Here is a 26,923-nt window from a genome sequence, read left to right as displayed (position 1 = left end):
GATTTTTATGTTATTTTTAGCTTATTACTTCTTACCAAACAACAACGCTGTTGTTTTTTCATCAACGGCACCGCTGCGCTTTCCGTCCTCTCCATAATAACGATCTTTGCGGCAAAGCTTTTCTTTCACATCGCAGAATACGCCATTGGCGAAAGTGAATTCCGTATGGTCAAAATCGCTATCCGTTGACAACCGATCGCTTTTTTTCTTGCCTAAGTACTTCTCTGTGAGCGGAATCGAAACGCCATCGGTAGCATTGACACAAATATATTGATCGCAGACAACCCCGGAAACGGGGGATTTGAGTGCTTTTTTGGCGGTTGTCGCCCCTGCGGAACCCGCAATACAACTGATTGATAATGCTAATAGGATTAATGATTTTTTCATTGTTCGCTCCCTCATATTGTTAGGATTTTGGTTGGCAATATTCTTTCAACAACGCTAAAGCATCGGCTTTGAGCTGGTAGAGATAGACCGGGCGTCCGGTTGTGCCGTACAGAATACGGGTGGTAAGAATTTGTATTTCTGATAAATAAATCAGATACTTACGGCATGAGACTCGTGATATGCCAATGGCGGCCGCCAAGTTATCGGTAGAGAACTCAGTGTCATGATGTTGTGCGATCCACTCACATATTGTACTCAACGTGAGGCTGGTTAAACCCTTTGGCAGTTTTTTGCTGGCATTGTTATGAGGTTGGCGACGCAGCAGATTATCCACATCGGCTTGGGCACAAAATTCACGTTTTGTCAGGATCTGTGACTGTTGTTGATAATGACAGAGTGCTTCTTTGAATCGACCAAATTGGAACGGTTTGATCAAATAATCGACTACACCGTAGTGCAGGGCTTTTTGCACGGTGTCGACATCGCTAGCGGATGAAATGACGATGACATCCGTTTTCTCACCCAATTCGCGCAGGCCGGGTAACAGATCCAACCCGTTCTCCTGTTGCATATAAATATCCAACAACACGAGATCGATGTTGATATCGCTGTTTGCCAATAGTGCGCGGGCCTGAGCTAAAGTTGCGACTGTCGCTTGGCAATGGAAACCAGAAACTTGGCTCAGGTAGTATTTGTTCAACTCAGCGACCATCGGATCGTCATCAACAATCAATACGTTAATCATTCTGTTAGCCTTTCGCCTGATAGGGAATATGCACAAAGAACTGAGTTAATTCTCCCGGTTCGGACTCAAACTCAATGTTGCCACCTAATTTCTCTAGGTTACTGCGGATCAGCGCTAATCCGATACCGCGCTTATCCCCTTTGGTAGAAAATCCGGTCATGAAAACCTGTGAGGCGATAGATGGATCGATGCCGGGACCGTCATCACTGACTGTGCAGTGTAGATAATTTTCATGATGATGGAAGCTTAAACCAATTTCATGCCCTTCTGCGCCGTTAATGGCTTCGATGGCATTTTCTATCAGATTACCCAATACACTGATTAGCACATGTGTGGTTTCGGCATGGTCTGTTTCTGGTAGCAAACTACAATCATCAATCGTTAGTTTGACACCAACATCATGAGCGCGGTTGATTTTGGCGATGAAAAAACCCGCCACTTCAGGCGACTTTATCTTCCGCAACAAGGTGCCTATCTCTTCCTGATAGTTGCTGGCGGTATGGATGATGTAATTTTCTAGTTGCTGATAAGCCTTCATATGCAACATGCCGAGAATAACATGCAGTTTGTTCATAAATTCATGTGACTGTACACGTAAGGCGTCAGCGTAATGCTCCATACCACTGAGTCGTTGTAATAACTGACTGACTTCAGTTTTGTCGCGGAAAGTGGCAATAGCACCGATCACCTGATCTTTGACGATCACCGGCACCGTATTGGTCAGTAGTTCGCTACCGTTTAAGTTAATTTGCTGATCGCGCTGGGGCACACCGCTGGCAAGCACTTCGGCTAAATGCAACTGGCTAGGCCAATGCTTGCTGGCCGAGTCTGATAATAAGTTTTCGACGGAACCATGCTGGAGGAATAAGCGTTTAGCTTCATCGTTGACAATAGTGATGTTTGATTGACTATCGACGGCGATGACCCCTTCTTTAATCGATTGCAACATGGCGTTGCGTTGCTCGAATAAATTAGAAATTTCATAAGGTTCGAAGCCTAGCATTATGCGCTTGAGAGCTTTGACTAAAAAGAAGGTTCCGAGTGTGCCAACCCATGCGGCAAAGGCGATGGTCCAATAAATGATCCAACGGCTCTCTGCAATGACGCGCTGAACGGCATCCAATGCAATACCCAATGCCACTACACCAATTTGCTGTTGTTGTGCGTTATAAACCGGGACAAATACCCGTAGCGCGGGAGCTAGAGCCCCACGGTTGATCGCGCTGTTGGGCTGTCCACGTAATGCTGGTTCTAGATCGTTACCGATAAAATGCTTGCCGATTAGCCACGGTTTAGGGTGTGAGTAACGAATGCCATTCATATCCAGCACCACTACAAACAACAACTCGTTCTTAGTGCGTACCGATTCGGCGAAGCGTTGGATACTTCCGCTGTGATCTTGTTGTTGCAGCCCCTCAATCACGGTAGATGAAAGTGCTAATGTTTCAGCAATCGCCATCGCTTTTTGCTGTAACTGTGCTTGGCCTTCATCTTTCATTTGCAGGAAAAACAATGCATAAACCACTAAGAGTACCGAAGCAATGATAGCCGCCACCATCAGCGTAACGGAGGTACTGAGTTTTAGCGGTACCCGTGGCTTGGGCATAGTGTCCTCCAAAGAATCATTGACGGGATAATCTTCCCGGCAGCAGGTTATAGTACGTAATCAAACTGGAGAAGTGTTTCTTTAATTACAAAAACCGTTTAGGTAGACAAGGCAATATTTAATCGGCTGCCCTTATCTCTGTAACCCAATAAAACCGCGCTATTTTCCTACTGCAACCCCGCGTGCTGATAGGCTAAGATGAACCCAATAGATTATTCCATTCTCAGGGAGCTATCACATGTTATTCTTAACTCGTCGTAATCTGTTAGTTTCTACCGCCATGCTGTTATCTACGTCGTTGTCACTGGCCTTTGCTGCGAGTGAGCCAGCAACGGTCAAAGCGATCCCTAAAGAACTTATTGGCAAATGGAACATCAGTAAAGTTCTGCCAACACAGACGATAAGTTGCTGGGATGGTCAACAGGCTCAGACGCTGATTGGGACTTCTATTACTTATAAGAACGACGGTTTTAATTGGAATAATCACCAGCTAGCCAATCAGGGGACGACTACCGCTACAGTTGAGGCTCAAGAGTTTGTTGAAGATAACTCCGGCAGCGGCTCTGTGGTCGATTTTAAAATGCTGGGGATCACCCAACCAGCGGTAGAGCGTGTGACTATTCAACATGCTGATGTGGAAATCAAAGGCATCACCGATCAGGGAACCGTCGGCGTTCCTGGTGATAATGTGATGATCAAAGATAAAAACAGCCTGATTTTGTCTGTCTGTAATGTCTGGTTTGAAGCTCAACGGCAGAACTAATCGTGCGCGAGCACCGCTCTAGTGATACCTGGCGGTGCTATCTTCCTCATCAATAAAACACAAAGTGCATTTCTGAACTAAAATAATAGATAGTGATATGACTCTATGAGCCAAATCGTATGCTAGTCATTTCCTGAAATGAGAACAGGAGGCGCCATGTGCTATCAACATATTGTTGTTGCCACCGATCTCGATGACGGCAGTAAGGTGCTTTTCGAAAAAGGTGCTGAACTGGCGAGAACACTCAACGCCAAACTCTCTTTGATCCATATCGACACTCATCAAGCGACTTACTATTCAGAAATCGGTCTACCTGCCCATTATTATGAAGACGACAAAGAGGTATTGGCGCGAGCTAAAAGTGCTTTGCAGACTTTAGCCGCGAAGATCCCAGACATGGCCACTGATACCATTGCCGTTAAAGATGATTTTATACCTGGATTGAGGCGTGAAATTAGTGAGCGGGGAATAGATCTGTTTATTTTCGGGCATCATCAGGATTTTTGGAGCAATTTATTTTCCTCCACACGTCAGGCAATTAACTCATTGGACATTGACGTGTTGGTCGTTCCTCTCAAAACATAACCGATAGTGGATTGGAGGAGGGTATATGGCTTATCAACACATTGTAGTGACAACCGACCTTACCGATGCAGGCAAGTTAATGTTTCAGCGGGGTGTCGCATTAGCGCGTGCATTGAACGCAAAGCTTTCTCTGATCTATGTTGAGGTTCACCATGAACCGCAATACGCCATGATAGGCTTTTCGACCGAGTTTTATCATTACACCGCGGGTTCATTCGAAGACAAGATCAGAAAAGAATTAGAACCGTTGGTGAAGAGTACCGATTATCCCGTTAATGGCGTGATTGTTAGTCGTGGTGAACTGGTGAGTGAGTTGATCAGTGCGATAAAAGAACATCAGATCGATTTGGTTATTTTCGGGCATCACCACGATCTGTGGAGTAATCTATTTTCGACCACTCGCAAGGCAATAAATCAACTGAATGTGGATGTTCTGGTTATTCCGCTAAAAGATTGATGCGAGTAATGTAGAAATAAAAAGCCCCCAATTAAATCTGGGGGCTTAGGACGTTAAAGGGAATTAGACGTTAAACAAGAAGTTCATTATATCGCCATCTTTCACGATGTAGTCTTTACCTTCTGAGCGCATTTTACCGGCTTCTTTCGCGCCTTGTTCACCTTTGTAGGTGATGAAATCATTGAAAGCAATGGTTTGAGCGCGGATGAAACCTTTTTCGAAATCGGTGTGGATCTTACCTGCGGCCTGTGGAGCAGTCGCACCAACAGGGATGGTCCAAGCACGAACTTCTTTTACACCTGCTGTGAAGTAGGTTTGCAGACTCAACAGTTCATAACCTGCACGGATCACGCGGTTCAGACCCGGTTCTTCCAAACCCAGCTCGGCCATGAACTCATCACGGTCAGCATCATCCAGCTCGGCGATGTCTGATTCGACAGCGGCACAAACGGCAACTACCACGGAGCCTTCTTTCGCCGCGATTTCACGCACGGTATCTAGGTAAGGGTTGTTTTCGAAACCGTCTTCGTTGACGTTGGCGATATACATGGTGGGTTTCAGTGTCAGGAAGCTCAGATAGCGGATTGCCGCTTTGTCTTCAGCACTCAGATCCAACGCGCGTAACATGCCAGCGTTTTCCAAATGTGGCAGGCATTTTTCCAGCGCAGCTAATTCAGCTTTAGCGTCTTTATCACCGCCTTTAGCTTTCTTCTGTACACGGTGGATAGCACGTTCACAGGTATCAAGGTCAGAGAGCGCTAGCTCGGTATTGATCACGTCAATATCGTCTGCTGGATCGACTTTATTGTTCACGTGAATGATATTGTCGTTTTCAAAACAACGCACCACGTGGCCGATGGCTTCGGTTTCACGGATATTGGTCAAAAACTGGTTACCCAAACCTTCACCTTTGGATGCACCTTTCACCAAACCAGCGATGTCAACGAATTCCATTGTCGTTGGCAAAATGCGTTGAGGTTTGACGATTTCTGCCAGTTGATCTAAACGCGGATCAGGCATAGGAACTACGCCGGTATTGGGTTCAATAGTACAGAACGGGAAGTTGGCTGCTTCGATGCCTGCTTTGGTCAACGCGTTGAACAGGGTGGACTTGCCTACGTTAGGCAGACCGACGATACCGCATTTGAATCCCATGTTTATGTCACCTTAAATATCTTAACTATCAGCTCGTTAGTGTTAACCAGCCGCATAAATGAAAAAATCTGTCCGCATTATACACGTAATGGGGCTTTATCTCGATCGTCCTGTGACGCAACAGAGGAGAAAGGCGACATGATGCTGCGGTTTCGTACAATGGAAAACAGAGTAAATATTTTGTGATCATGATGATGAGCATATTTCATTTATAATAATAAGTTATAACGCCTAAATTCTTTGGCTAAAGAGAGTTAGATAGTGCTAGCTTTGATTGAATAAGAACACTCTTAGCTATCTAGGTTGATTCTTAATTGTTTGACCAGTGTATTGCACCGTGCGTTAAATATTGCGAATGGGCATTTTTTAATATAAGGTTTGGTAAGGTTATCGTTATCGTTCGTTGTGGTTAAAGGGATTTATTATGGGCGGAATCTATATTATTGCCGTGTTTTTATTGTTCTTTTGTTCTATTTTTTCATTTATTATTCATTTCAAATTGAGCCGGAAGCAGCGATTGGTTTCGCGCCCTCGGTTAGATAGTCATCTTTTTATTGTAGGAAAGATGGAGCCAAACACGAATAAGACAAATGTTAAACACAGTTGCACCTGTTGCAACAGCGCCATTTGTCGTATTTGCCCAGTTAAGGTCATTGACAGACTGAGCGCTTAACTCAGCCTACCTAATCGTTCTTAGCTACTGGCTTTAAATGCGTGTAGGCGGTTCATTGCTTTGGTTATCCCTTCTTTTAACAACACCTCAGTGCAGCGTAATGATTCATCTATCGCATCATCGATCAGTATTTGCTCCGCTGCCTGAGGTTTGCCCAAAACAAAACCCACCACCTTGTTGCGATCGCCCGGATGACCAATTCCAATGCGTAATCGATAGAAATTAGGGTTATTACCCAATTTGCTTTGAATATCTTTTAAGCCATTATGGCCGCCGTTACTGCCACCTAATTTCAATTTGGCAACGCCGGGTGGGAAATCTAATTCATCATGAGCGACCAGAATTTCATCGGGTTGAATTCGGTAGAAGGTGGCCATCGCGGCGACGGCCTTGCCACTCAAGTTCATAAAGGTGGTCGGTACCAGTAATCGAACATCATGACCTGCCAGATTTAAACGTCCGGTATAGCCGTAGAACTTGCTTTCTTCTTTCAGTGGCTGGTTGTGGCGCTGAGCTAGCAAGTCAACGTACCAGGCACCGGCGTTGTGTCGCGTTTGGGCATATTCAGCGCCCGGATTGGCTAGGCCAACAATCAATTTGATACTGCTCACTGGAGATTCACTATGGTCGAAATCGGAAAAAGGACACTAGTCTACCTGCCCTCATGCGGAATGACAAAACTCTGCACATATACCCTTCATACTTCAAGCTGCATCTTTGTTGGCTTTCCTCGCTCACCCGAATCACTTACTGGCGTAAGCTCATCGGGATTCACTACGTTGCCGCCTCGATGCAACTCGAATTATTTTGGGTATAGAATAAGAAAGAATATAGTGTGAAAAGTGAATAATACATAAGCGCAATCATTCTATTTCATTGCAAACTGTCACACTAACGTAAAGATTTGTCAGCCTTTATTTGTCATTTGTGATCGTTACCGCAATAACCTTGCTGTAACGGGGTCTATACTTAACTTATCAAAGTGGGTTAACAATTTATCGCGTTATCCCAGTCGGCTGATGACATTATGGAGGTGGCATTATGAAACGTAGAAATGCAGATCGAATGGGCAATGTGCTAATGGGATTAGGCTTGTTCGTTATGGTTGCTGGTGTCGGATACTCCATTATTGCTCAAGTATCAACATGGAATTTACCCCAGTTCTTTTCTCATGGGGCGGTGATGAGTATCTTCATTGGTGCGCTGCTGTGGTTGGCAGGTGCACGGGTAGGGGGACGTGAGCGAGTTGCCGATCGTTATTGGTGGGTAAAGCACTTCGATAAACGTTGCTGCAACAAAGACGAACATCGTCCTTCGCATTAATTTTTATCAAGGAGTCGTTTCAGGCAAAGGATCACTGCCAAGTCACAGGTTTAAGGCAATGTCGGACTACAAGTAGAAAACCCGTTGATGCTTATGCAGCAACGGGTTTTTCTTTATCTGCATTTGCGGCAATTCATTTTTCGGCGCAACCCAGTAGTGCGCTGCGCCGAGGGGAAATTAATGCTCGAACATCGCAGAAATTGACTCTTCATTGCTGATACGGCGGATGGCTTCAGCCAACATGCCAGATAGCGTCAGAGTACGAACGTTTTTCAGTGCCTTGATTTCTGGTGACAACGGAATGGTGTCACAGACGATCACTTCATCAATCACCGAGTTCTTGATGTTATCTACGGCGTTACCGGAGAAGATCGGGTGCGTCGCGTAGGCAAATACGCGCTTGGCACCGCGTTCTTTCAACGCTTCAGCCGCTTTACACAAAGTACCACCGGTGTCGATCATATCGTCAACCAACACGCAGTCACGGCCTGCTACGTCACCAATAATGTGCATCACCTGAGAAACGTTTGCGCGTGGGCGACGTTTATCGATGATAGCCATATCGGTATCGTTCAGCAGTTTGGCAATAGCACGCGCGCGCACTACGCCACCGATATCTGGAGAAACTACGATCGGATTCACCAGATTCTGTTGCAGCATGTCTTCGAGCAGGATTGGGCTGCCGAACACATTATCTACAGGAACATCGAAGAAGCCTTGAATCTGTTCAGCATGCAGATCCACTGTCAATACGCGGTCAACCCCTACACTGGAGAGGAAATCGGCAACAACTTTGGCAGTAATTGGCACACGAGCAGAACGCACACGGCGATCCTGACGGGCATAACCGAAGTAAGGGATAACAGCAGTAATACGCCCTGCGGAGGCGCGACGCAGGGCATCGACCATGACAACCAGTTCCATCAGGTTATCGTTGGTGGGTGCACAGGTGGACTGGATGATGAAAATATCACCGCCGCGTACATTTTCGTTGATTTGCACGCTCACTTCGCCGTCGCTAAAACGACCTACAGCGGCGTCACCAAGGCTGGTGTACAAACGGTTGGCAATACGTTGTGCTAGTTCCGGGGTGGCGTTACCAGCAAAAAGCTTCATATCAGGCACGAGAAGAACCTCAGGCTTGCGTCCAGAGAAGATATTGTCACATGAAATCGCCTAGGGGCGTTGACGACTTCCGCGCAATATACATACGGGTGTGTAAAAAAACTAAAACTGCCCGGAGCGGGTGCGATGTAGTGGGGAGATGTTAACGCCACGCGCTACAAAACCACGCAACCATGCCGGGGCTTGATTTAACACCTGGCGGGCGGCGGACTCGGAGTCGAATTCTGCAAACACACAAGCACCTGTGCCGGTCAGGCGTGACGGCGCGTATTGTAACAGCCAAGAAAGAAGCTGTTCAACCTCGCGAAATCGTTTTCTTGCGATCGGTTCGCAATCATTTGCGTACGGAGCCGCTAATAACGCCGCCAGTGGGCGAATTGGCGTGTTTCTTTTTAATTCTGCATCGCCAAAAATAATCGGTGTGGGGATGCTAACGCCGGGATGAGCGACCAAATACCACTTTTCGGTAGGGGCGGCGGGTTGTAACTGCTCACCAATACCTTCGGCAAAGGCGGCATGACCGCGGACAAATACCGGGACATCGGCTCCGAGCGTCAACCCCATCTCGGCCAGTTGCTCATCACTCAAGCCGCATTGCCACAATTCATTCAGAGCCACCAAAACGGTCGCTGCATTGGAAGAACCGCCGCCGAGCCCGCCACCCATTGGCAAAATTTTCTCAATACTGATATTGGCACCGTGCGGTTGATTGTTGAGCCCATGTTGACTGCAATAGTTTTGCAACAGCCGTGCGGCGCGAACAATCAAGTTTTGCTCATCGGGTACGCCATCAACTGGCGTCAAAAGGCGAATATCATCGTCCTGTCTCAGTTCTATGGTCAAGGTATCGCCATAGTCCAAGAACTGAAACAAGGTTTGCAGCAGGTGATAACCATCCGCCCGCTGCCCGGTGATATACAAAAACAGGTTAAGTTTTGCTGGAGAAGGCCACTGATGGATCATTTAAGCGTCCAGTTATCCATTTTTAACTTGATGCGCTGGTTTCCTTGCTGCAATTCCATTCGACTGGGTAGCTGCGGCGTGATGTCAGTGTTGTAAGCCTGGTAATTCACCGCCCAGTTCTGGCCGCTTTGCGAATAGTTCAGCTTGCTTAAGCGATATTGGTCGTCCAGGGTGAAATCGCTGGCGGCGCCCGGCAAGCCGAGCATCCACAAACGCAGACTATCGAGTGGGATCGACATCCCAGACAGTTTTTTAATCATTTCTTCTGCGTTATCACCGACGTAACGCTTGCCGTTGCTATCGGTTAACTGCGCCACGTCTTTCTGCACGTTCAGCTCTAGCACACTGCTACCTACCGGCGTAGTCAACAGCAGACGATAGCGATCGGGTGAATATTGCTGCATGAAGAAACGCGCATATTGTTTCTTTTCATCGGACAGATAAGCGAAAGCACCGCGAGTTTGATATTGGCTGAGCTGTTGCACGGCTTGTTCATGGGCACGCCATTGTGGCGACGTCGGGCTGGTCGCTGGGCCGCTAGGTTTGGTGGTGGTACAGGCAACCAGAACCAAGCTGGCTAGAGGGAGTAGGCGGAGCAAATGTTTTTTGCGAATTGGCATCGTTTTTTCGAGTCCTTTAATCCTTAAGGGCAGACAGCGTTTTCTGTGCCCACGCTAGCGGGGGAACGCCTTAGCGTCAACTAATAGAGGAATATTATCATCATTGACGATAGCGCCTCCGTTTTCACCGAACCCTCTGAGTATGGTGCTGAGAGTGGCCACCTTACAATGTTAAGTAAGTGAGATATTTCTTGGCGAGAATAAAGTTTTAGGCCTTTAGTATTAAACTGGTCAGACATCAAGGTGTGCGTTGTCATTATTGTTTGGCATCAATGTAATGGCCTTTTGATAATTAAACTGCACGGCTTAACACTGCTGTGAGTGTGGTAAGAACAAGTTTGTTGAGTTTGTAGTAATGATTTTTTTGTCTGTAAAAAACATTTATTTATACTGAAATGAATTAATAAAATGCCTTAATTGATGATGTGAATTTTGATTTCTTAAGGAAATATGTAAATTTGCTAATGGTTTTTAAGGTCAATAAATGCATTCAATATGCATTTTTGTGTTTTAAAATCCTATTTTTTAAATTAAAACTCAACCGTATCAGTGCGTTGGATGCATTGCTGCGTGTGGCGGCTAACTTTTTAACCAAAGCACACCTTAAAAAGAATTATATAAATGAAATTCAATATATGGGCATTTAGTTAATCATTAACTACTTATTACCTCTTTTTGAGTATCATTTAAAATTTGCCTTATGGGATAATTCTTAAATACAATGATTATTAGTGGGGGAAATATTGAATGAAGCCTCGTTGGTTACGGTCGGCGGGATGTCCTGATCCATACGTAAAAACATGAGCCCCTGACTAATGTAATTAAAGTAACTAACGTAATTAATGTAATTAAAGTCACGAGCGCAATTACATTAACTCACGCGCGAACCTTTTTTCTTTTGTCATTAAGCAAAAATAACGAGAAAGTCAGCAATGAATACTGTCTACCGTATTATCTGGAACGTGGCTAAACAATGTTGGGTAGCCGTCTCTGAGTTGACTAAGGTTCGTGGTAAAAGTGCACGAAGAAGGTCTGTTGGCAGCGCGGTAATACTGGCATCGCTTGCGATGTGTGGCACGGTGCAAGCATCAACGGTCTCATGGTCTCCCTCTGGGCAGAACTCAGGTGGTTCAGGGAATTGGGATCTTACCAGCAGTAGTTGGTACAACGGCACCGTGACTCTGCCTTGGAACAACCTTGCAGGCGACAGTGCGCTGTTTGGCGGCACGGTGGGGACAGTCACACTGCTCAGCCCGATAACCGTTCAGGATCTGCTGTTTACCACCAATGGTTACATCATCAATGGCGGCACACTGAATTCTGCCTCGGGTACCATGGTTATCAACGTAGGCAGTGGTAATACGGCAACGGTCAATTCGTCTATTGCCGGTAGCGCCCGCGTTGACGTCAATGGCGGCGGTCTCACTGTTCTCGGTGGAGCCAATACCTACACCGGGGGGACGACGGTCACTAACAACAGTACTCTGCGGGTATCGACAGATAATAACCTTGGTGCAGCGAACGGCTTACTGACGCTGGGTAATACCACAACGCAAGGCACACTGGCCATCACCGGCAACACTTTTGCCAGCACCCGTGCGATGACGCTTGCTCAGGGTGGCGGTACGTTCAATATGGCACCGGGAAGTTCAGCAACGTTAGGTGGTGCCATTGGTGGTAGCGGTTCATTGACCCTCAACGGTACGGGTGTGCTGGTACTGACGGGAGCTAATACCTACAGCGGTGCGACAACCATCTCCTCCGGCACTTTGCAGATTGGCAATGGCGGGACGACAGGTACGTTGAGCAGTGGTGCACTCACTAATAATGGCATTCTGGCCTTCAATCGCAGCAACAACTATACCTATGCTGGTGCAATTTCCGGCTCTGGCCAACTCCAGCAGAATGGTCTCGGCACCACGGTATTGAGTGGTGCTAACACTTATACCGGTGGCACTCTCATCAATGCGGGTACATTGCAAATCGGCAATGGTGGCACGACGGGCTCAATCACCGGCGACGTCACTAACAACGGCGTACTTAGCTTTAGCCACAGTAATACTTATACCTACGCGGGTGTGATTTCGGGTAGCGGTGCGGTGCAGCAAAATGGCGGCACGACTGTCCTGACCGGTACTAATACCTACACCGGCGATACGCTTATGCGTAGTGGGATATTACAGGTATCCAGCGATGCCAACCTCGGCGCAGCATCAGGTCAACTTCATTTCACCGGGAACAGCAGTTTCCGTACAAGTACCACGTTGGCGACGGCGCGCAATGTCGTTATCGACAGCGGAGTTAGCGGCTATGTCGGTAGTACTAACGGAGGTACGCCACTGACCATAAATGGTGTTGTTTCTGGTGCCGGAGCGTTAGGTGTTGATACCGGGCAGGTGATCCTGACGGCAGCCAACACCTATACCGGCGGTACCAATATCTGGGGCGGCTATTTGTCGGTATCCAACGATGCCAACCTCGGTGCTACATCCGGTAGTATCAGGTTCGTTAACGGCGGTGTGTTACGTGTGCTCTCAAGTTTTAGCACCGATCGTAATATCGCACTGAACAGTACTGGCACCTTCGAAACCTTCAACGGAACAACACTGACCCTGAATGGCGCGATTTCAGGTGCGGGCACCCTGATACTGAACAGTGTAGGGAGCCCTGGTGGTACGGTGAATCTTAACGGGTCCAGTACCTATACCAGCACTACTTATCTACAGGGCGGCGTCAAGGCGGTCGTGTCCAGTGCCGCTAGTCTGGGTAGCGCGAAAGATGTCAATCTCAACAACGGGACGCTAGCGACGACAGGCGATTTTTCTATCAACAAGATTGGACTTAGTGCTGGTGGTGCCACTATCGATGTCGCGCCGACGACGACGTTGACCGTTACTGGCGATATTTATGGTAGCGCCACCGCATTGCGAAAAACCAATACCGGTACTCTCGTGTTGGCAGGAACCAGTTCTTCTTCCAGTGGCGCTATCATTGATGGCGGTACGTTGCAGGTCGGTAATGGGGGTAACTCAGGTTCTCTGGGCTCGGGTAACATAACCAACCGAGGCGCGTTAGTGTTCAATCGTGCCAACGCTTATGCCTATGGCGGCGTTATTTCGGGCGCAGGTACGCTTACCCAAAGTGGCAGCGGTGCCACGACTCTGACAGGTAGCAGCAATTATACGGGGGCAACGCGAGTGGCCTCTGGTTCGCTATATATCAACGGTAACCAGAGTGCGGCTACAGGAATGACTACTGTAGAGTCCGGCGCTACCTTGGGGGGCTCGGGCACCATTGGTGGTGATGTCACGGTCGCGGATGGCGGTATTTTGGCTCCGGGTGGATCTGCTGGTGTGGCGGGTACGCTGAATATTCGACGCAATCTGCTGCTGTCTGGTGGTTCGATATTAAACTATAACCTTGGACAGGCTGACGTGGTCGGCGGTCAATACAACGATCAGACCGTGGTCGGCGGTAACTTGACTCTGGACGGCACGCTGAACGTGAGCACCACTGCGGGTGGTGTATTCGGTGCGGGTGTTTATCGCATCATCAGCTATTCAGGAGTGCTGACCAACAACGGACTGACTATCGGGACGATGCCCGCGGGTGCTAACACGCTGCTGCAAACTTCGGTAAATGGTCAAGTCAATCTGATTAACTCTCTGGATAACATGCGTTTCTGGGACGGTGCCACGGCGGGGACTCAGAACAATGGGGGAGTCGATGGCGGTACGGGTATCTGGAACAGCGGAACCAGTGCGAACAGTAACTGGACAGATGCTGCAGGCGCAGCCAATGGCGTTTATAGTCCGGGCTTCGCGGTATTCCAAGGCTCACCTGGTGCGGTCACGGTAGACACTAGTCTTGGCGGCGTAACTTCCGCAGGAATGCAGTTTGCAACCAACGGTTATACCGTCAATGGCGATGCTATCGACTTGGTCGAAACCACTGCGGGGTCGGGGCAAGCTACGATCCGTGTTGGTGATGGCACCACCGCAGGGAGCGGATATGTTGCTACTATCGGTTCGGTGTTACAGGGCAGCACTGCTCTGACTAAAACCGATCGCGGTACCTTGGTACTGACGGGTGCCAATACCTATAGCGGCGTTACCACCGTCAGCGCGGGTACTCTGCAACTCGGTAACGGCGGCACTTCAGGTTCGATTATCGGCAACGTACTTAACAACAGCACGCTGGCCTTTAATCGTAGTGATACTGCCACTTTCGGTGGCGTTATTTCCGGCTCGGGTGCGATCCAGCAAATCGGTTCGGGCACCACGATACTGACGGGAGCCAATACCTACAGCGGCACCACGGCCATAACATCCGGTACTTTGCAGATTGGTAATGGCGGTACATCGGGTACGTTGGGTACCGGCGCAGTGACATTAAGCAGTCCGGGTTCACTGGTCTTTAATCGTAGTGACACTGTCACCTATGGCGGAGCGATCTCAGGTAACGGATCGGTGGTGCAGAACGGCTCTGGCACCACGGTGCTGGCAGGCAATAGCACTTACACCGGCGGTACGACGATCAACTCAGGTACGTTGCAGTTGGGTAATGGCGGTGGATCGGGGGTTGTTGCGGGTAACATCACCAACAACAGCAAACTGGTTTTCAACCGCAATGCTGGATACACCTATGCCGGGATCATTTCCGGTAGTGGTTCGGTTGAACAGCGTGTCGGCTCACTGACTCTGAGTGGAGCGAACACCTACACAGGTGACACGCTCATGACCGGCAATAACCGTTTGTACGTGACAAGTGATGCCAACCTTGGTGCAGCGTCAAGTCGGTTACGTTTCACCGGGAACACCGCTACCGCTTGGCTTGTTGCCACCTCGGCGACCACTTTAGCGCGCGATATCATCATTGACAGCGGTTCTCAGGGCAGTTTTGGTAGCGCGAGTACTGCCGCTCCACTGACTTTGAGCGGGAACATTTCTGGTGGTGGCTTGCTGGGCATCAGACAAGGGCGGGTTCTTCTGACGGGGAATAGCACTTATACCGGGGGCACCTATATCAATGGGGCGATACTCGGGGTAATGAGTGATGCCAGCATGGGGGCAGTGTCCGGCGGTCTGACGATGGACAACGGCGCAGTCCTGCAAGCGTTGACGAGTATTAATATCGCGCGAGCTATCAATACGGCCAACACGGGGGGAACCATCCAAACCGTTAATGGTGCGACATTGACTTTGAACGGTTCGATCAATGGCTCTGGTGGCCTTGTGTTCAACAATACCGGAACAGGAAGTGGCACCGTCATCGTGGCCGGTAATGCAAACCATAACGGCACAACCGTCAATGGGGTTAAGTTACAAATTGGTAATGGCGGCACCACGGGAACCGTAGGCGGCAATATCAATAACAACGGTACGGTGGCCTTCAACCGTAGCGACAGTTCCACTTATGGTGGTGTCATTTACGGTTCGGGTGCGGTTCAGCAAGACGGTACTGGCACCACTTCGCTGACCAATAACAATACTTATACTGGTGGCACCACTGTCAACTCCGGCACATTGCAGTTAGGCAATGGGGGGACAACAGGCTCGATCGCTGGCAATGTGACCAACAACAGCAATTTTGCCTTCAATCGTAGCGACGTTTATACCTATGCTGGCGTAGTGTCTGGCAGTGGCGCGGTACAGCAAAACGGTACTGGTACTACCATATTGACCGGTGAGAACACCTATGCGGGCATCACCACCATCAATGCGGGCACCTTGCAGATTGGCAACGGTGGCACGGTGGGCTCGATAACGGATGATGTCATCAACAACGGCACATTGGCTTTTAATCGCAGTGATAGTGTGACGTTTAGCGACATTATCTCCGGCACCGGTGGTCTGGTGCAAAAAGGTCCCGGTAACCTAATCCTGACCGGAACCAATAGTTATAAGGGCGCGACAACGGTGTCGTCGGGTGGATTGATCGTTAATGGTGATCAGTCGGCGACGACGGGCACCACGACAGTCGCCGCAGGTGCGAATCTGGGCGGTACCGGCACTATTGGCGGTAATGTCACCATAGCCAATGATGGCATTCTAACCCCAGGCACCACCAATGGTACGGGTGGCACCTTGACCATCAAAGGCAATCTCGCGCTCAATGACACCTCGATCCTGCGTTATACCTTCGGTACGCTCAATGGCGTATCGCAAAACAGCCTGACCAATGTTGGTGGCGATCTGACCTTGAACGGGCGTTTAGATGTTACGGTTCCAACCGGTGGATCGTTCGATCCGGGTATCTATCGCATTTTCAACTATGACGGCACCCTGACCAACAATGGCTTGGCGCTCGGCAATATGCCGCCGTCAACGACTGTGGCTCTGCAAACCGGCGTTCCGGGGCAGATCAACCTGATCAACACCACCGGTATCCTCACCGCTGTTTGGGATGGTAGCAATCCGACCAAATACAACAACGGTGCAGCGGACGGCGGAACCGGGGTTTGGAACCGGAATCTGGCCAATCAGTCTTGGGGGGACGCCAGCAGTTCAATCAACTCGACCTATACCCCGACCTCGTTCGTTATTTTCCAAGGAACTCCGGCAGCGGTGACGGTGGACACTAGCTTCGGCTCCATTTCGAGCAGTGGCATTCAGTTCGCGGTAAGTGGTTATTCACTTGTTGGAGGGGCGATAACTCTTCTCGAAACCGCCTCCGGTTCGGGCAGCACCACTGTCCGCGTTGGTGATGGCAGTGCTGCTAGCTCTGGCTATACCGCGACTATCGGTACTACCTTGCAAGGTAGTACCCGCCTCACAAAGGCTGATTTGGGCAAGTTAGTGCTGACTGGAGCCAATACCTACAGCGGCGGAACGGCGATTAACGGCGGTACGCTGAGTGTGTCTAATGATAGCAATCTTGGTGCGACTGCCGGTGCGCTCAGTCTGGATGGTGGCACACTGGAAAGCACTGGCTCATTCACCACGGCACGCGCGACAACGCTTACTGCTAAAGGCGGTTCGTTCGATATTGACTCAGCTCAAACCCTAACCATGAGTGGTGCAATTGGTGGTGCCGGTAAACTGACCAAAACCGATGCTGGCAAACTGGTACTGAGTGGCACCAACAGTTACAGCGGCGGCACGGAGATAGACGGTGGCACGCTGAGTGTGTCCAATAATAACAATCTTGGTGCGACTACCGGGGCGCTTGCTCTTAATGGCGGTACGCTGGAAGCGAGTGGCTCGTTCACTACGGCGCGTGCGACCACCCTCAATAGCGGTGGCGGCACGTTCGACATTGATGCTGGTCAGACACTGACGGTAGGTAGTGTGATCGACGGCACTGGCTCATTGACAAAAACTGATACCGGCACACTGGTGCTCGCCGGAAGCAACACCTATAGCGGTGGTACGGCAATCAACGGCGGTAGCGTCCAGGTATCCAGCGATGCCAATCTCGGTGCGACCTCGGGTGCGCTGAGTATCAATGGCGGTACATTGGAAACAACGGCCTCGTTAACCTCCGCACGCGCGACCACTGTCAATGCGGGTGGTGCAACACTGGATGTTGATAGCGGTACGACGTTGACGCTGACAGGTGCTATCGGTGGCACCGGTGCGTTGACCAAGACCGATGCTGGTACGCTGGTGTTGACCAATGCCAATACCTATAGCGGTGGCACCACAATTTCAGGTGGTGTGCTGAAACTGACCAACAGTATCGGAGCGAGTTCGGGCACTATCAACATCAATACAACGGCGGGCAACACATCTAGCGGGCTAGAACTGGATCTCGCCTCTGCCAGCACCTTTAATAACCAGTTGGCCGGTGTGGGCACCACCACGGTGAGTGGGGCGCAGGCCACCATCACTGGTGCCAACTCGGCTTACACCGGTAACTGGCGAGTGACCAGTACCGGTACGCTGGCGGTGGTCAATACCGCCACAACCAGTAGTAATAACCTAGGTTCAGGTGGTGTCGATATTGCCACTGGCGGTGTTGTTAATGCTCAAACTACGGGCGCGTTTAGCTTTAACAATGCGCTGACTGGTACCGGCAGGTTAAATGCGGACAATGGTGGTCAGGCGTTCTCCTTCGGAAGTGGCGTGGGTGCTAACTTCGCGGGTACCGCGGTGTTAACAAACAACACCTTTGCCTTGTCGGGTAATAACACCACCGCACTGACCGGTGCCACATTGGAAATGGGCGCGGGTAACCTGACCACCGTAGGTGCGGGCAACCAAACCATCGGCAACCTGACATTCAACGCTGGCACGATGGCGTTCCAGAATCTGCCAACGGGCACAGTCGCGACCAATACCTTGACGTTGACATCGGGTAATGTTGAGCTCGATCCGCAAAATGCGGGCAGCTCGGGTAACTTGTTGGTGCAAGATGAAGGCACCACCCAGCGTCTGATTTCTGCTACTTCGGTGAACGGTTCTGCGGATAATCTGATCTTGAAGGATCTGGCTGGCAACGATCTGACATCCGGTACATCGAATATTGTGCAAGGTGGCAATACGGTCGCCATCGGTACTTATTCGTACGATTTGGCGACCCGCGCCGCAGGCAGCAGCACCGTTGATGGGTTGTACGCTAGCTATCGACTGAGCCAACTCGCATTGCAAACGGGGCAAACACTGACGCTGGCCGAGGATACCGGCGCGAGTGGCGTTGCAACTGACTTGTCAGCCAAGTTAACCGGCAGCGGTAATCTGGCGATTGATGCGGGTACCGGCGTGGTGTCGCTGTCTAACACCACCAACGACTACCAAGGCGAAACCAGCGTCAACTCGGGTACGCTGCGGGCAGGAGTCGATAACGCGTTAGGGCAAACTAGCAAACTGAATCTGGCGGCGACGACCGGTTTCGATCTGAACGGGAAAACGCAAACGATCGGTGCGCTTAACGGCGCGGCCAATTCAACGCTGAATATCAATAGCGGCATACTCAATGTGAGCAACGGCGGTACCTCGGCCGGTGCGCTGATTGGTGCAGGTTTGCTGAATGTCAACGGCGGTACGCTGACAGTACAGGGTGCAAATACCGGACTGACGGCCAGCACCGCCATTGCTACAGGAGCGACCGTTAGCATGGATAATGTGGACGGCCTGGGCAGCGGTGATATTACGGCAACGGGTGCGCTGGCACTGAATGGCGCAGTCGGTACGCTGGACAATGTCATCAACGGCACAGGTTCCGTTCAACTGAGCAACGCGGCTGATGTGACACTGGCGGGTAACAATGCCCTGTCGGGTAATTGGAACACCGCAGCAGGTACTCGCCTGACGGCCTCGGTAGCCAATAATCTGGGTACGGCAGTTATCAACAATACCGGCACCTTTAATGTCGATACCTCGACTGACTGGACACTGGATAATGCGCTCAATGGCACTGGTGAGGTGACCAAAAACGGTACCGGGACGCTGACCATCGCTCGGGCTAACAGCTACAGCGGCGACACCACTATCTTGGACGGTGTGCTGAAACTGACTGATGCCAATGGTGTGGGTTCAGGTGTGGTGAACGTCAATACCACGGCGGGCAGCACCACAACGGGTCTGGAGCTGGCGCTCGCAACCGCCAGTGTCTTTGACAATGTATTGGCTGGCGCGGGTACCACCACAGTGAGCGGGGCGCAGGCCACCATCACTAGTGACAACACCGCCTACACCGGTGACTGGCATGTGACTGGTACCGGTACGCTGGCAGTTGACAGCTCGGCGACCAACAGTAATACCAACTTGGGTTCAGGTAGTGTGGATATTGCCGCAGGTGGCATCGTCAATGCTCAAACCACAGGGGCATTCAGCTTTAATAATGCATTGACCGGTGGCGGTAAGCTGGCGGCGTCCAACGGCGGTCAAGCATTCACCTTCGGCAGCGGTGTGGGGGCGGCCTTCGCAGGTACCGCGGTACTGACAAACAACACCTTTGCTCTGTCAGGGGACAACACTACCGCGCTGACTCGCGCCACACTGGAAGCGGGGACAGGCAACGAGACTGCGGTAGGTGACGGTAATCAGCAGATCGGCGGGTTGATCATCAACAATGGGGCGATGCAGTTCAACGCTACGGCACCGGAGCAGGTGGTGGCAACCAGCCTGATCACGGCTGGTACGTTGAACGTCAACCATACTGGTACGGTGCGTCTCAATCTACCGATGCCGTTTACCCCAAGCCCGCCAAATACGCCTAACACCAACAACTTGTTGATGCAGGATGAGGCGAACATCGGCGTACAGGTGGTTAGGGCTGGCGCGGTGACCGGCAGCGGCGGAGCACTGGTACTGACCGACCAGAATCATCAAGTTATCACTGCGGCACGTCAGATAGATATCAGCCAGGGTGGCAACACCGTAGCTCAAGGCACTTACGACTATCGCTTGACCTCTGGCCCTCAGACCGATGGTTTATATGTGAACTACGGCCTCACGAAGCTGGATCTGCAATCAGGTCAGACCCTGACGCTGGCTGAGGATACCGGTGCTAGCGGTGCTTCAGCTGATATGTCAGCCAAAATTACGGGTAGCGGTAATCTGGCGATTAATGCAGGTACGGGCGTGGTGTCGCTGTCTAACACCACCAACGACTACCAAGGCGAAACCAGCGTCAACTCAGGCACACTGCGCGCCATCAGCGATAATGCGTTGGGCCAGACCAGTCAATTGAACCTGGCTGATGCGACTGAGTTCGATCTGAACGGTATGACGCAGACAATCGGTGCGCTTAACGGCGCAGCAAATTCAACACTGAATATCAATAGCGGCATACTCAATGTGAGCAACGGCGGCACTTCGGCGGGTGCGCTAACGGGTGCAGGTCAGTTGAACATTAACGGCGGTACGCTGGAGGTGCAGGGCGCTAACGTCGGTCTGACTGCCAGCACTGCCATTGCGAGTGGTGCGACTGTCAGCATGAATAATGTGGACGGTCTGGGCAGTAGTGTTATTACGACAGAAGGTGCGCTGACGCTAAATGGTGCCACTGGTGTCTTGGATAACACCATCAACGGCATTGGATCCGTGCAACTGAGTAACGCTGCCGATGTAACATTGGCTGGCAACAATACTCTGTCGGGGTACTGGAGCACGGAAGTAGGTACTCGTCTGACAGCCTCGGTTGCCAGCAATTTGGGCACCGCGGCGATCAACAATACCGGCACCTTTAATGTCGATACCTCGACTGACTGGACGCTAGATAATGCACTCAATGGCACCGGTGAAGTGACTAAAAATGGTACTGGGACGCTGACTATCGCACGGGTTAACAACTACAGCGGCGATACCACCATCTTGGACGGTGTGCTGAAACTGACCGATACCGATGGCGCGGGTTCAGGTGTGGTAAACGTCAATACCACAGCAGGCAGTGCGACAACGGGTCTGGAACTGGCACTCGCAACCGCCAGTATCTTTGACAATGTATTGGCTGGTGCGGGGACCACCACGGTGAGCGGGGCACAAGCCACTATTACGGCTGATAATTCCGCTTACACCGGTAACTGGCGTGTGACCGACAGCGGTACGCTGGCAGTAGATAATGCGGCGACCACCAGTAACACCAATCTGGGCTCAGGTGGCGTGGATATTGCTGCTGGCGTCGTCAATGCACAAACCACTGGGGCATTCAGCTTTGACAACGCGTTAACCGGCACGGGTACGCTGGCGGCATCTAACGGCGGTCAGGCGTTCTCCTTCGGTAGCAGCGTGGGAGCGGATTTCGCAGGTACCGCGGTACTGACAAATAATACCTTTGCTCTGGCTGGGGACAACACCACGGCGCTGACTCGCGCCACGCTGGAGTTGGGCGCAGGCAACGTAACCACAGTCGGTGATGGCAATCAGCAAATCGGCGGATTGAACATCAACGGCGGTACGGTGAAATTCAACGCCACGGCACCGGATCAGAAAGTGGCGATCAGCTTGGTCACCTCCGGCACACTGGACATCGACAATACCGGTACTGTGAGTATTAATCTGCCGACGCCACTGACACCAAGTGCACCGGATGCGCCGAATGCCACCAACCTATTGATGCAGGACGAGGCAAATGTGGGCGTCCAATTGGTACGGGCGGGCACAGTAAATGGCAGCGGTGGTGCACTCACATTGACCGATCAGAATGGACAGGCAGTTACTGCAGCCCGTCAGATCGATGTTAGCCAGAATGGTAATACCGTGGCTCTGGCGACTTATGATTACCGTTTGACCTCCGGCACTCAGACTGATGGTTTGTATGTGAACTACGGTTTGACGGAGTTGGATCTGCAAGCGAGTCAGACTCTGACGTTAGCTGAAGATACAGGCGCGAGTGGTGCTTCAGCCGATATGTCTGCCAAGTTAACTGGCAGCGGTAATCTGGCGATTGAAGCGGGCGTGGGTGTGGTGTCGCTGTCTAACACCACCAACGACTACACCGGTGAGACGAGCGTCAAAACGGGAACCTTGCGTTCAGAGGCTGACAATGCGTTGGGTCAAACCAGCAAGCTGAACCTGGCTGCCTCAAGTGGGTTTGACCTGAACGGTAAGAAGCAGACGATTGGGATGTTGAATGGCGAAGCGGGTTCAGCGTTGAATATCAACGACGGTACGCTGAACCTGAGTAATGGCGGCACTTCGGCAGGTTCACTGACCGGTGGCGGTTTGCTCAACGTCAACGGCGGTACGTTGGATGTACAGGGTGCGAATACCGGGCTGAGCGCCAATACCACTATTGCGAATGGTGCGACGGTGAGCATGAATGATGTGGATGGTCTGGGCAGCGGTGATATTACCACCAACGGTAAGTTGGCGCTGAACGGGGCGACCGGCACCTTGGACAACAATATTAATGGAACCGGTGAACTCATTAAACAAGGCGCTGGTGAAGTGGTTCTGACCGGTAAAACCGGTTGGACGGGTAACACTTACATTGATGAAGGCGAACTGGTGTTAGATGGCTCTAACGGTGGTGCGCAACTGGTGAGTAATATCATCGCAAAAGACGATACTGCGTTGTCCTTGCGCCGCGGTGCCAGCCTAACTGGCTGGATCGATCCAACCGATGTGAACATCGACGCGACCAGTCGCTGGAATATGACGGCTGACTCCCTCGTCGACGACGTCAATCTGGCTGGTACCATCAACTTTGCTGCACCGAAATCATTGCCGATGAGTGCAGGACACACTCTGACTGCCAATAACTGGAATGGTCAAGGCGGTACGTTGGTCATGAATACGGTGTTAGGTGATGACAGTTCCGTAACGGATAAGCTGGTGGTCAACGGCAATACCAGTGGGAACACCTTCGTGAAGATTAATAATGTCGGCGGTCGTGGCGCGAAAACCGTAGAAGGCATCCGCGTAGTGGATGTTAACGGTCTGTCAGACGGAACCTTCACCAAGTCAGGGCGTATTGTTGCCGGGGCTTATGATTATAGCTTGGTGAAAAAAGAGAAAGATTGGTTCCTGACCAGTCTGGATACAACACCGCTGACGAAATCCCCAGAGAAAAAAGATGTTTCGGTTATACGTCCCGAGGCCGGTAGTTATATTGCCAACTTGGCAGCGGCGAATACGATGTTTATCACCGAGTTACATGACCGTTTAGGGGAAACTCAGTATACCGATGTGTTAACCGGCGAGCAGAAAGTCACCAGTATGTGGTTGCGTCAGGTTGGTGGTCATAACAGCTGGAAAGATTCTAGCGGTCAGTTGGGTACTCAAAGTAACCGTTACGTCACGCAACTGGGGGGGGAAATTGCCCAATGGAGTCCAGATGGTCTACAGCGCTGGCATCTGGGTGTGATGGCTGGCTACGGCAATAACAGTAGCAATACCCATTCTAACGTCACAGGGTATCGTTCTGAAGGTTCAGTCGACGGTTACAGTGCCGGGCTCTATGCCACCTGGTACGCCAATGACGAAACGAAACAGGGAATGTATCTGGATAGCTGGGCACAATACGGTTGGTTTAACAACAATGTGAAAGGTTCGGATATTCAGGGTGAATCCTATAAATCCAGTGGCATAACCGCCTCATTGGAATTGGGCTATACCCATAAACTGGGTGAGTTTGCCGGTAGCCAAGGTTCGCTGAATGAATGGTTTATCCAACCTCAGGCACAGGCTATCTGGATGGGCGTGAAGGCGGATGACCACCGTGAAAGCAATGGCACCCAGGTGAGTGGTGAAGGTGACGGTAATCTCCAGACGCGTCTGGGTGTCCGCACCTATCTGAAAGGACACAGCAGCATTGATGAGAGTAAAAACCGGACGTTCCAACCGTTTGTGGAAATTAACTGGATCCACAACACCAAAAACTTCGGTACACAGATGGATGGTGCAAGTGTGTATCAGAGCGGCGCTAAAAATATCGGGGAGATTAAAACCGGTGTTGAAGGGCAGCTTACTCCACGCCTGAATCTGTGGGGTAATGTTGGGGTTCAGGTTGGGGATAAGGGATACAACGACACCTCTGCCATGGTTGGGATTAAGTACAGTTTCTGATCGGCAATGCAGATAGGTTCTAAACGAAATTTCTTTTAAAAGTTGTCAGCTAAAAATAAGTTGGAAAGCATGAAAAACATGAATCGTTGTACCGTTAAGTCTCTGTTAGTCATTTGCGCTATGGTGGTCGGTTTGACCGGCTGTGATCAGTTGGGCTTAACACGTTCAAAAGTTGCCTACATTGATGTGGCTAAAGTATTGGCTGACTCTCCGATTGGAAAGCAAGAAACACAGCATAATCAACAGGTGAAAGAAGTTTTGGTGAAGGCCGATCGTGATGCACAGGAAAGATATAAAACGATGCCGGAGCCACAACAACGACAAAGCCGCGCCGCAGATGCCATGAACCTCAATCAATTGTGGTTAGCCGAGCAGAATCGTGCGCGAGAATTGAGCATCAAAGCCGTTACTGCTGAGACCGAGAAATACCGTTTGAGTCAAAAACTGGATATGGTGATGAGTCGGGCGCAGGTTGTTGCTGCCGATCCTGCCAATGACGTGACCGCAGAAATTATTGCGGGACTGAAAGATGTCAAAGTTGATTATGGCGCGTTGCCAGAAATCAGTGTGGTTAACAAAGAGGAACCCGCCAAAAACACGGAAACGCCAGCAAAAGAACCCTATTAAGGCCGTTTGGTTTAGTTACGGTTTTCAGCAATAAAATTCCCGCCATTATTGATACATATTGGCTATGTCAGTGATTGGCGGGAAGATGCGGTTGTTACTTTAATTGATCCAGCGCATCAAGTAGAATGCGCTACAATGAGAACCCATACCAACAGAAGTATTACTCGAAGCCAATGACCCTTCTGGCGTTAGGTATTAATCACAAAACCGCTCCGGTTTCTCTACGGGAACGCGTGACCTTTTCCCCAGAGTCCATCGATCAGGCGCTTAGCAGCTTGCTCCAACAACCGTTGGTGCAGGGCGGTGTGGTGTTGTCTACCTGTAACCGTACCGAACTTTATCTCAGTGTCGAACAGCAAGAGCATATTCATGAACAGCTCGTCACTTGGCTGTGTGAATATCACAATTTGCGACCAGAAGAGGTGAATAAAAGCCTTTATTGGCATCACGGTAACGATGCGGTGAGTCATCTGATGCGGGTGGCCAGTGGTTTAGACTCTTTGGTCTTGGGCGAACCGCAAATTCTCGGGCAGGTAAAAAAAGCCTTTGCCGAGTCGCAAAAAGGCCAATCTCTTTCTGGTGAACTGGAACGGTTGTTCCAAAAATCCTTCTCGGTTGCCAAGCGCGTCCGTACCGAAACCGAAATTGGTGCCAGTGCGGTGTCGGTGGCATTTGCTGCTTGTTCCTTGGCACGCCAAATCTTCGAATCTCTGGCCGATCTGAATGTGTTGTTGGTGGGAGCCGGTGAAACCATTGAGCTGGTGGCGCGTCACCTACGTGAACACCAGGTTAAGCACATGATTATCGCTAACCGTACCCGTGAACGCGCCCAAGTGTTGGCGGATGAAGTGGGCGCGGAAGTCATCACCTTGCCGGAGATTGACGAACGCTTGGCCGATGCCGACATTATTATCAGTTCGACCGCTAGTCCATTACCGATTATCGGTAAAGGTATGGTTGAGCGAGCGTTGAAATCGCGTCGTAATCAGCCGATGCTGTTGGTAGATATTGCCGTACCGCGTGATATTGAGCCGGAAGTGGGTAAATTGCCTAACGCTTATCTGTATAGCGTGGACGATTTACACGCCATCATTCAGAGCAATTTGGCGCAGCGTCAGGCAGCGGCAGTGCAAGCCGAATCGATTGTCGAGCAAGAAAGCAGCAATTTTATGGCTTGGCTGCGTTCACAAGGCGCGGTCGAAACCATCCGTGATTATCGTTCGCAAGCCGATCAAATTCGTGCAGAAATGGAAACCAAAGCGTTGGCGGCGATTGCCCAAGGTGCCAATGTGGAAGACGTCATCCACGAATTGGCGCATCGCCTGACTAACCGCCTTATTCATGCCCCTACCAAATCCCTCCAGCAAGCCGCCGGCGATGGCGACATGGAGCGGTTACAAATCTTACGCGACAGCCTCGGGCTGGATCAGCATTAGTTTTC

General features: G+C 50.5%; 15 protein-coding genes. 7 read left to right on the top strand and 8 right to left on the bottom strand.

Features of this window, described 5'->3' with window-relative positions; all coding sequences use genetic code 11:
* Positions 1-24: 24 nt before the first annotated feature.
* The 3 genes from AC3ISQ_RS12540 to AC3ISQ_RS12530 are packed head-to-tail and all read right to left on the bottom strand — an operon-like array spanning position 25 to position 2,738.
* The gene (locus AC3ISQ_RS12540; protein ID WP_489346916.1) at positions 25-387 is read right to left on the bottom strand and encodes a YcgJ family protein; all 363 of its coding nucleotides are present in this window, start codon (positions 385-387) and stop codon (positions 25-27) included.
* A 19-nt stretch (positions 388-406) separates the two neighbouring features.
* Entirely contained in the window at positions 407-1,132 is a 726-nt protein-coding gene (dcuR, locus tag AC3ISQ_RS12535) for a two-component system response regulator DcuR (RefSeq protein WP_489346914.1), read from the bottom strand.
* 4 nt (positions 1,133-1,136) lie between these two features.
* Positions 1,137-2,738, bottom strand: a complete 1,602-nt coding sequence (locus tag AC3ISQ_RS12530; RefSeq protein ID WP_489346913.1) for a sensor histidine kinase — start codon at positions 2,736-2,738, stop codon at positions 1,137-1,139.
* Positions 2,739-2,976: 238 nt separating this feature from the next.
* Here AC3ISQ_RS12530 and AC3ISQ_RS12525 point away from each other — a divergent pair, with 238 nt between their 5' ends.
* From AC3ISQ_RS12525 to AC3ISQ_RS12515, 3 genes are all read left to right on the top strand, one after another.
* Positions 2,977-3,501, top strand: coding sequence for a hypothetical protein (locus tag AC3ISQ_RS12525; protein ID WP_489346911.1), 525 nt, complete (start codon positions 2,977-2,979; stop codon positions 3,499-3,501).
* 156 nt (positions 3,502-3,657) lie between these two features.
* A complete protein-coding gene (locus AC3ISQ_RS12520; RefSeq protein ID WP_489346910.1) occupies positions 3,658-4,086 on the top strand; it encodes a universal stress protein in 429 nt (142 codons plus the stop codon).
* Positions 4,087-4,111: 25 nt separating this feature from the next.
* A complete protein-coding gene (locus AC3ISQ_RS12515) occupies positions 4,112-4,543 on the top strand; it encodes a universal stress protein (protein WP_489346908.1) in 432 nt (143 codons plus the stop codon).
* Between the two features lie 63 nt (positions 4,544-4,606).
* On the opposite strand, the gene ychF is transcribed toward AC3ISQ_RS12515, so the two are convergent.
* Positions 4,607-5,698 (bottom strand): redox-regulated ATPase YchF, encoded by a 1,092-nt coding sequence (ychF, locus tag AC3ISQ_RS12510; RefSeq protein ID WP_489346906.1) that lies wholly within the window; start codon positions 5,696-5,698, stop codon positions 4,607-4,609.
* Between the two features lie 693 nt (positions 5,699-6,391).
* Positions 6,392-6,982 carry an aminoacyl-tRNA hydrolase gene (gene pth, locus AC3ISQ_RS12505; RefSeq protein ID WP_489346904.1) on the bottom strand — a complete coding sequence of 197 codons (591 nt, stop codon included), beginning with the start codon at positions 6,980-6,982 and terminating at the stop codon, positions 6,392-6,394.
* Positions 6,983-7,412: 430 nt separating this feature from the next.
* Between pth and ychH the strand changes: the two genes are divergently transcribed.
* A complete protein-coding gene (gene ychH / locus AC3ISQ_RS12500; RefSeq protein ID WP_489346902.1) occupies positions 7,413-7,694 on the top strand; it encodes a stress-induced protein YchH in 282 nt (93 codons plus the stop codon).
* 177 nt (positions 7,695-7,871) lie between these two features.
* Here the strand turns inward: ychH and prs are convergent, their stop codons facing one another.
* The 3 genes from prs to lolB all read right to left on the bottom strand — a co-directional run bounded on the left by prs (position 7,872) and on the right by lolB (position 10,402).
* Positions 7,872-8,819 carry a ribose-phosphate diphosphokinase gene (gene prs / locus AC3ISQ_RS12495; RefSeq protein ID WP_039992027.1) on the bottom strand — a complete coding sequence of 316 codons (948 nt, stop codon included), beginning with the start codon at positions 8,817-8,819 and terminating at the stop codon, positions 7,872-7,874.
* A 102-nt stretch (positions 8,820-8,921) separates the two neighbouring features.
* Entirely contained in the window at positions 8,922-9,782 is an 861-nt protein-coding gene (ispE, locus tag AC3ISQ_RS12490; protein ID WP_489346900.1) for a 4-(cytidine 5'-diphospho)-2-C-methyl-D-erythritol kinase, read from the bottom strand.
* Positions 9,779-10,402 (bottom strand): lipoprotein insertase outer membrane protein LolB, encoded by a 624-nt coding sequence (gene lolB, locus AC3ISQ_RS12485; RefSeq protein ID WP_489346898.1) that lies wholly within the window; start codon positions 10,400-10,402, stop codon positions 9,779-9,781. Before lolB ends, ispE begins: the two co-directional genes overlap by 4 nt.
* Before the next feature lie 932 nt (positions 10,403-11,334).
* On the opposite strand from lolB, the gene AC3ISQ_RS12480 reads away from it, so the two are divergent.
* From AC3ISQ_RS12480 to hemA, 3 genes are all read left to right on the top strand, one after another.
* Positions 11,335-24,855 (top strand): autotransporter outer membrane beta-barrel domain-containing protein, encoded by a 13,521-nt coding sequence (locus AC3ISQ_RS12480; protein WP_489346896.1) that lies wholly within the window; start codon positions 11,335-11,337, stop codon positions 24,853-24,855.
* Between the two features lie 69 nt (positions 24,856-24,924).
* Positions 24,925-25,482, top strand: a complete 558-nt coding sequence (locus AC3ISQ_RS12475) for an OmpH/Skp family outer membrane protein (protein ID WP_489346894.1) — start codon at positions 24,925-24,927, stop codon at positions 25,480-25,482.
* Between the two features lie 173 nt (positions 25,483-25,655).
* Positions 25,656-26,918: a glutamyl-tRNA reductase gene (gene hemA / locus AC3ISQ_RS12470; protein ID WP_489353265.1), complete on the top strand. Its 1,263-nt coding sequence runs from the start codon at positions 25,656-25,658 to the stop codon at positions 26,916-26,918.
* Positions 26,919-26,923 lie beyond the last annotated feature (5 nt).

Source organism: Serratia sp. KH_031 (assembly GCF_057839655.1).
Note: the sequence above shows the minus strand (reverse complement) of the source record. Positions and strands in the feature narration are given on the sequence as shown.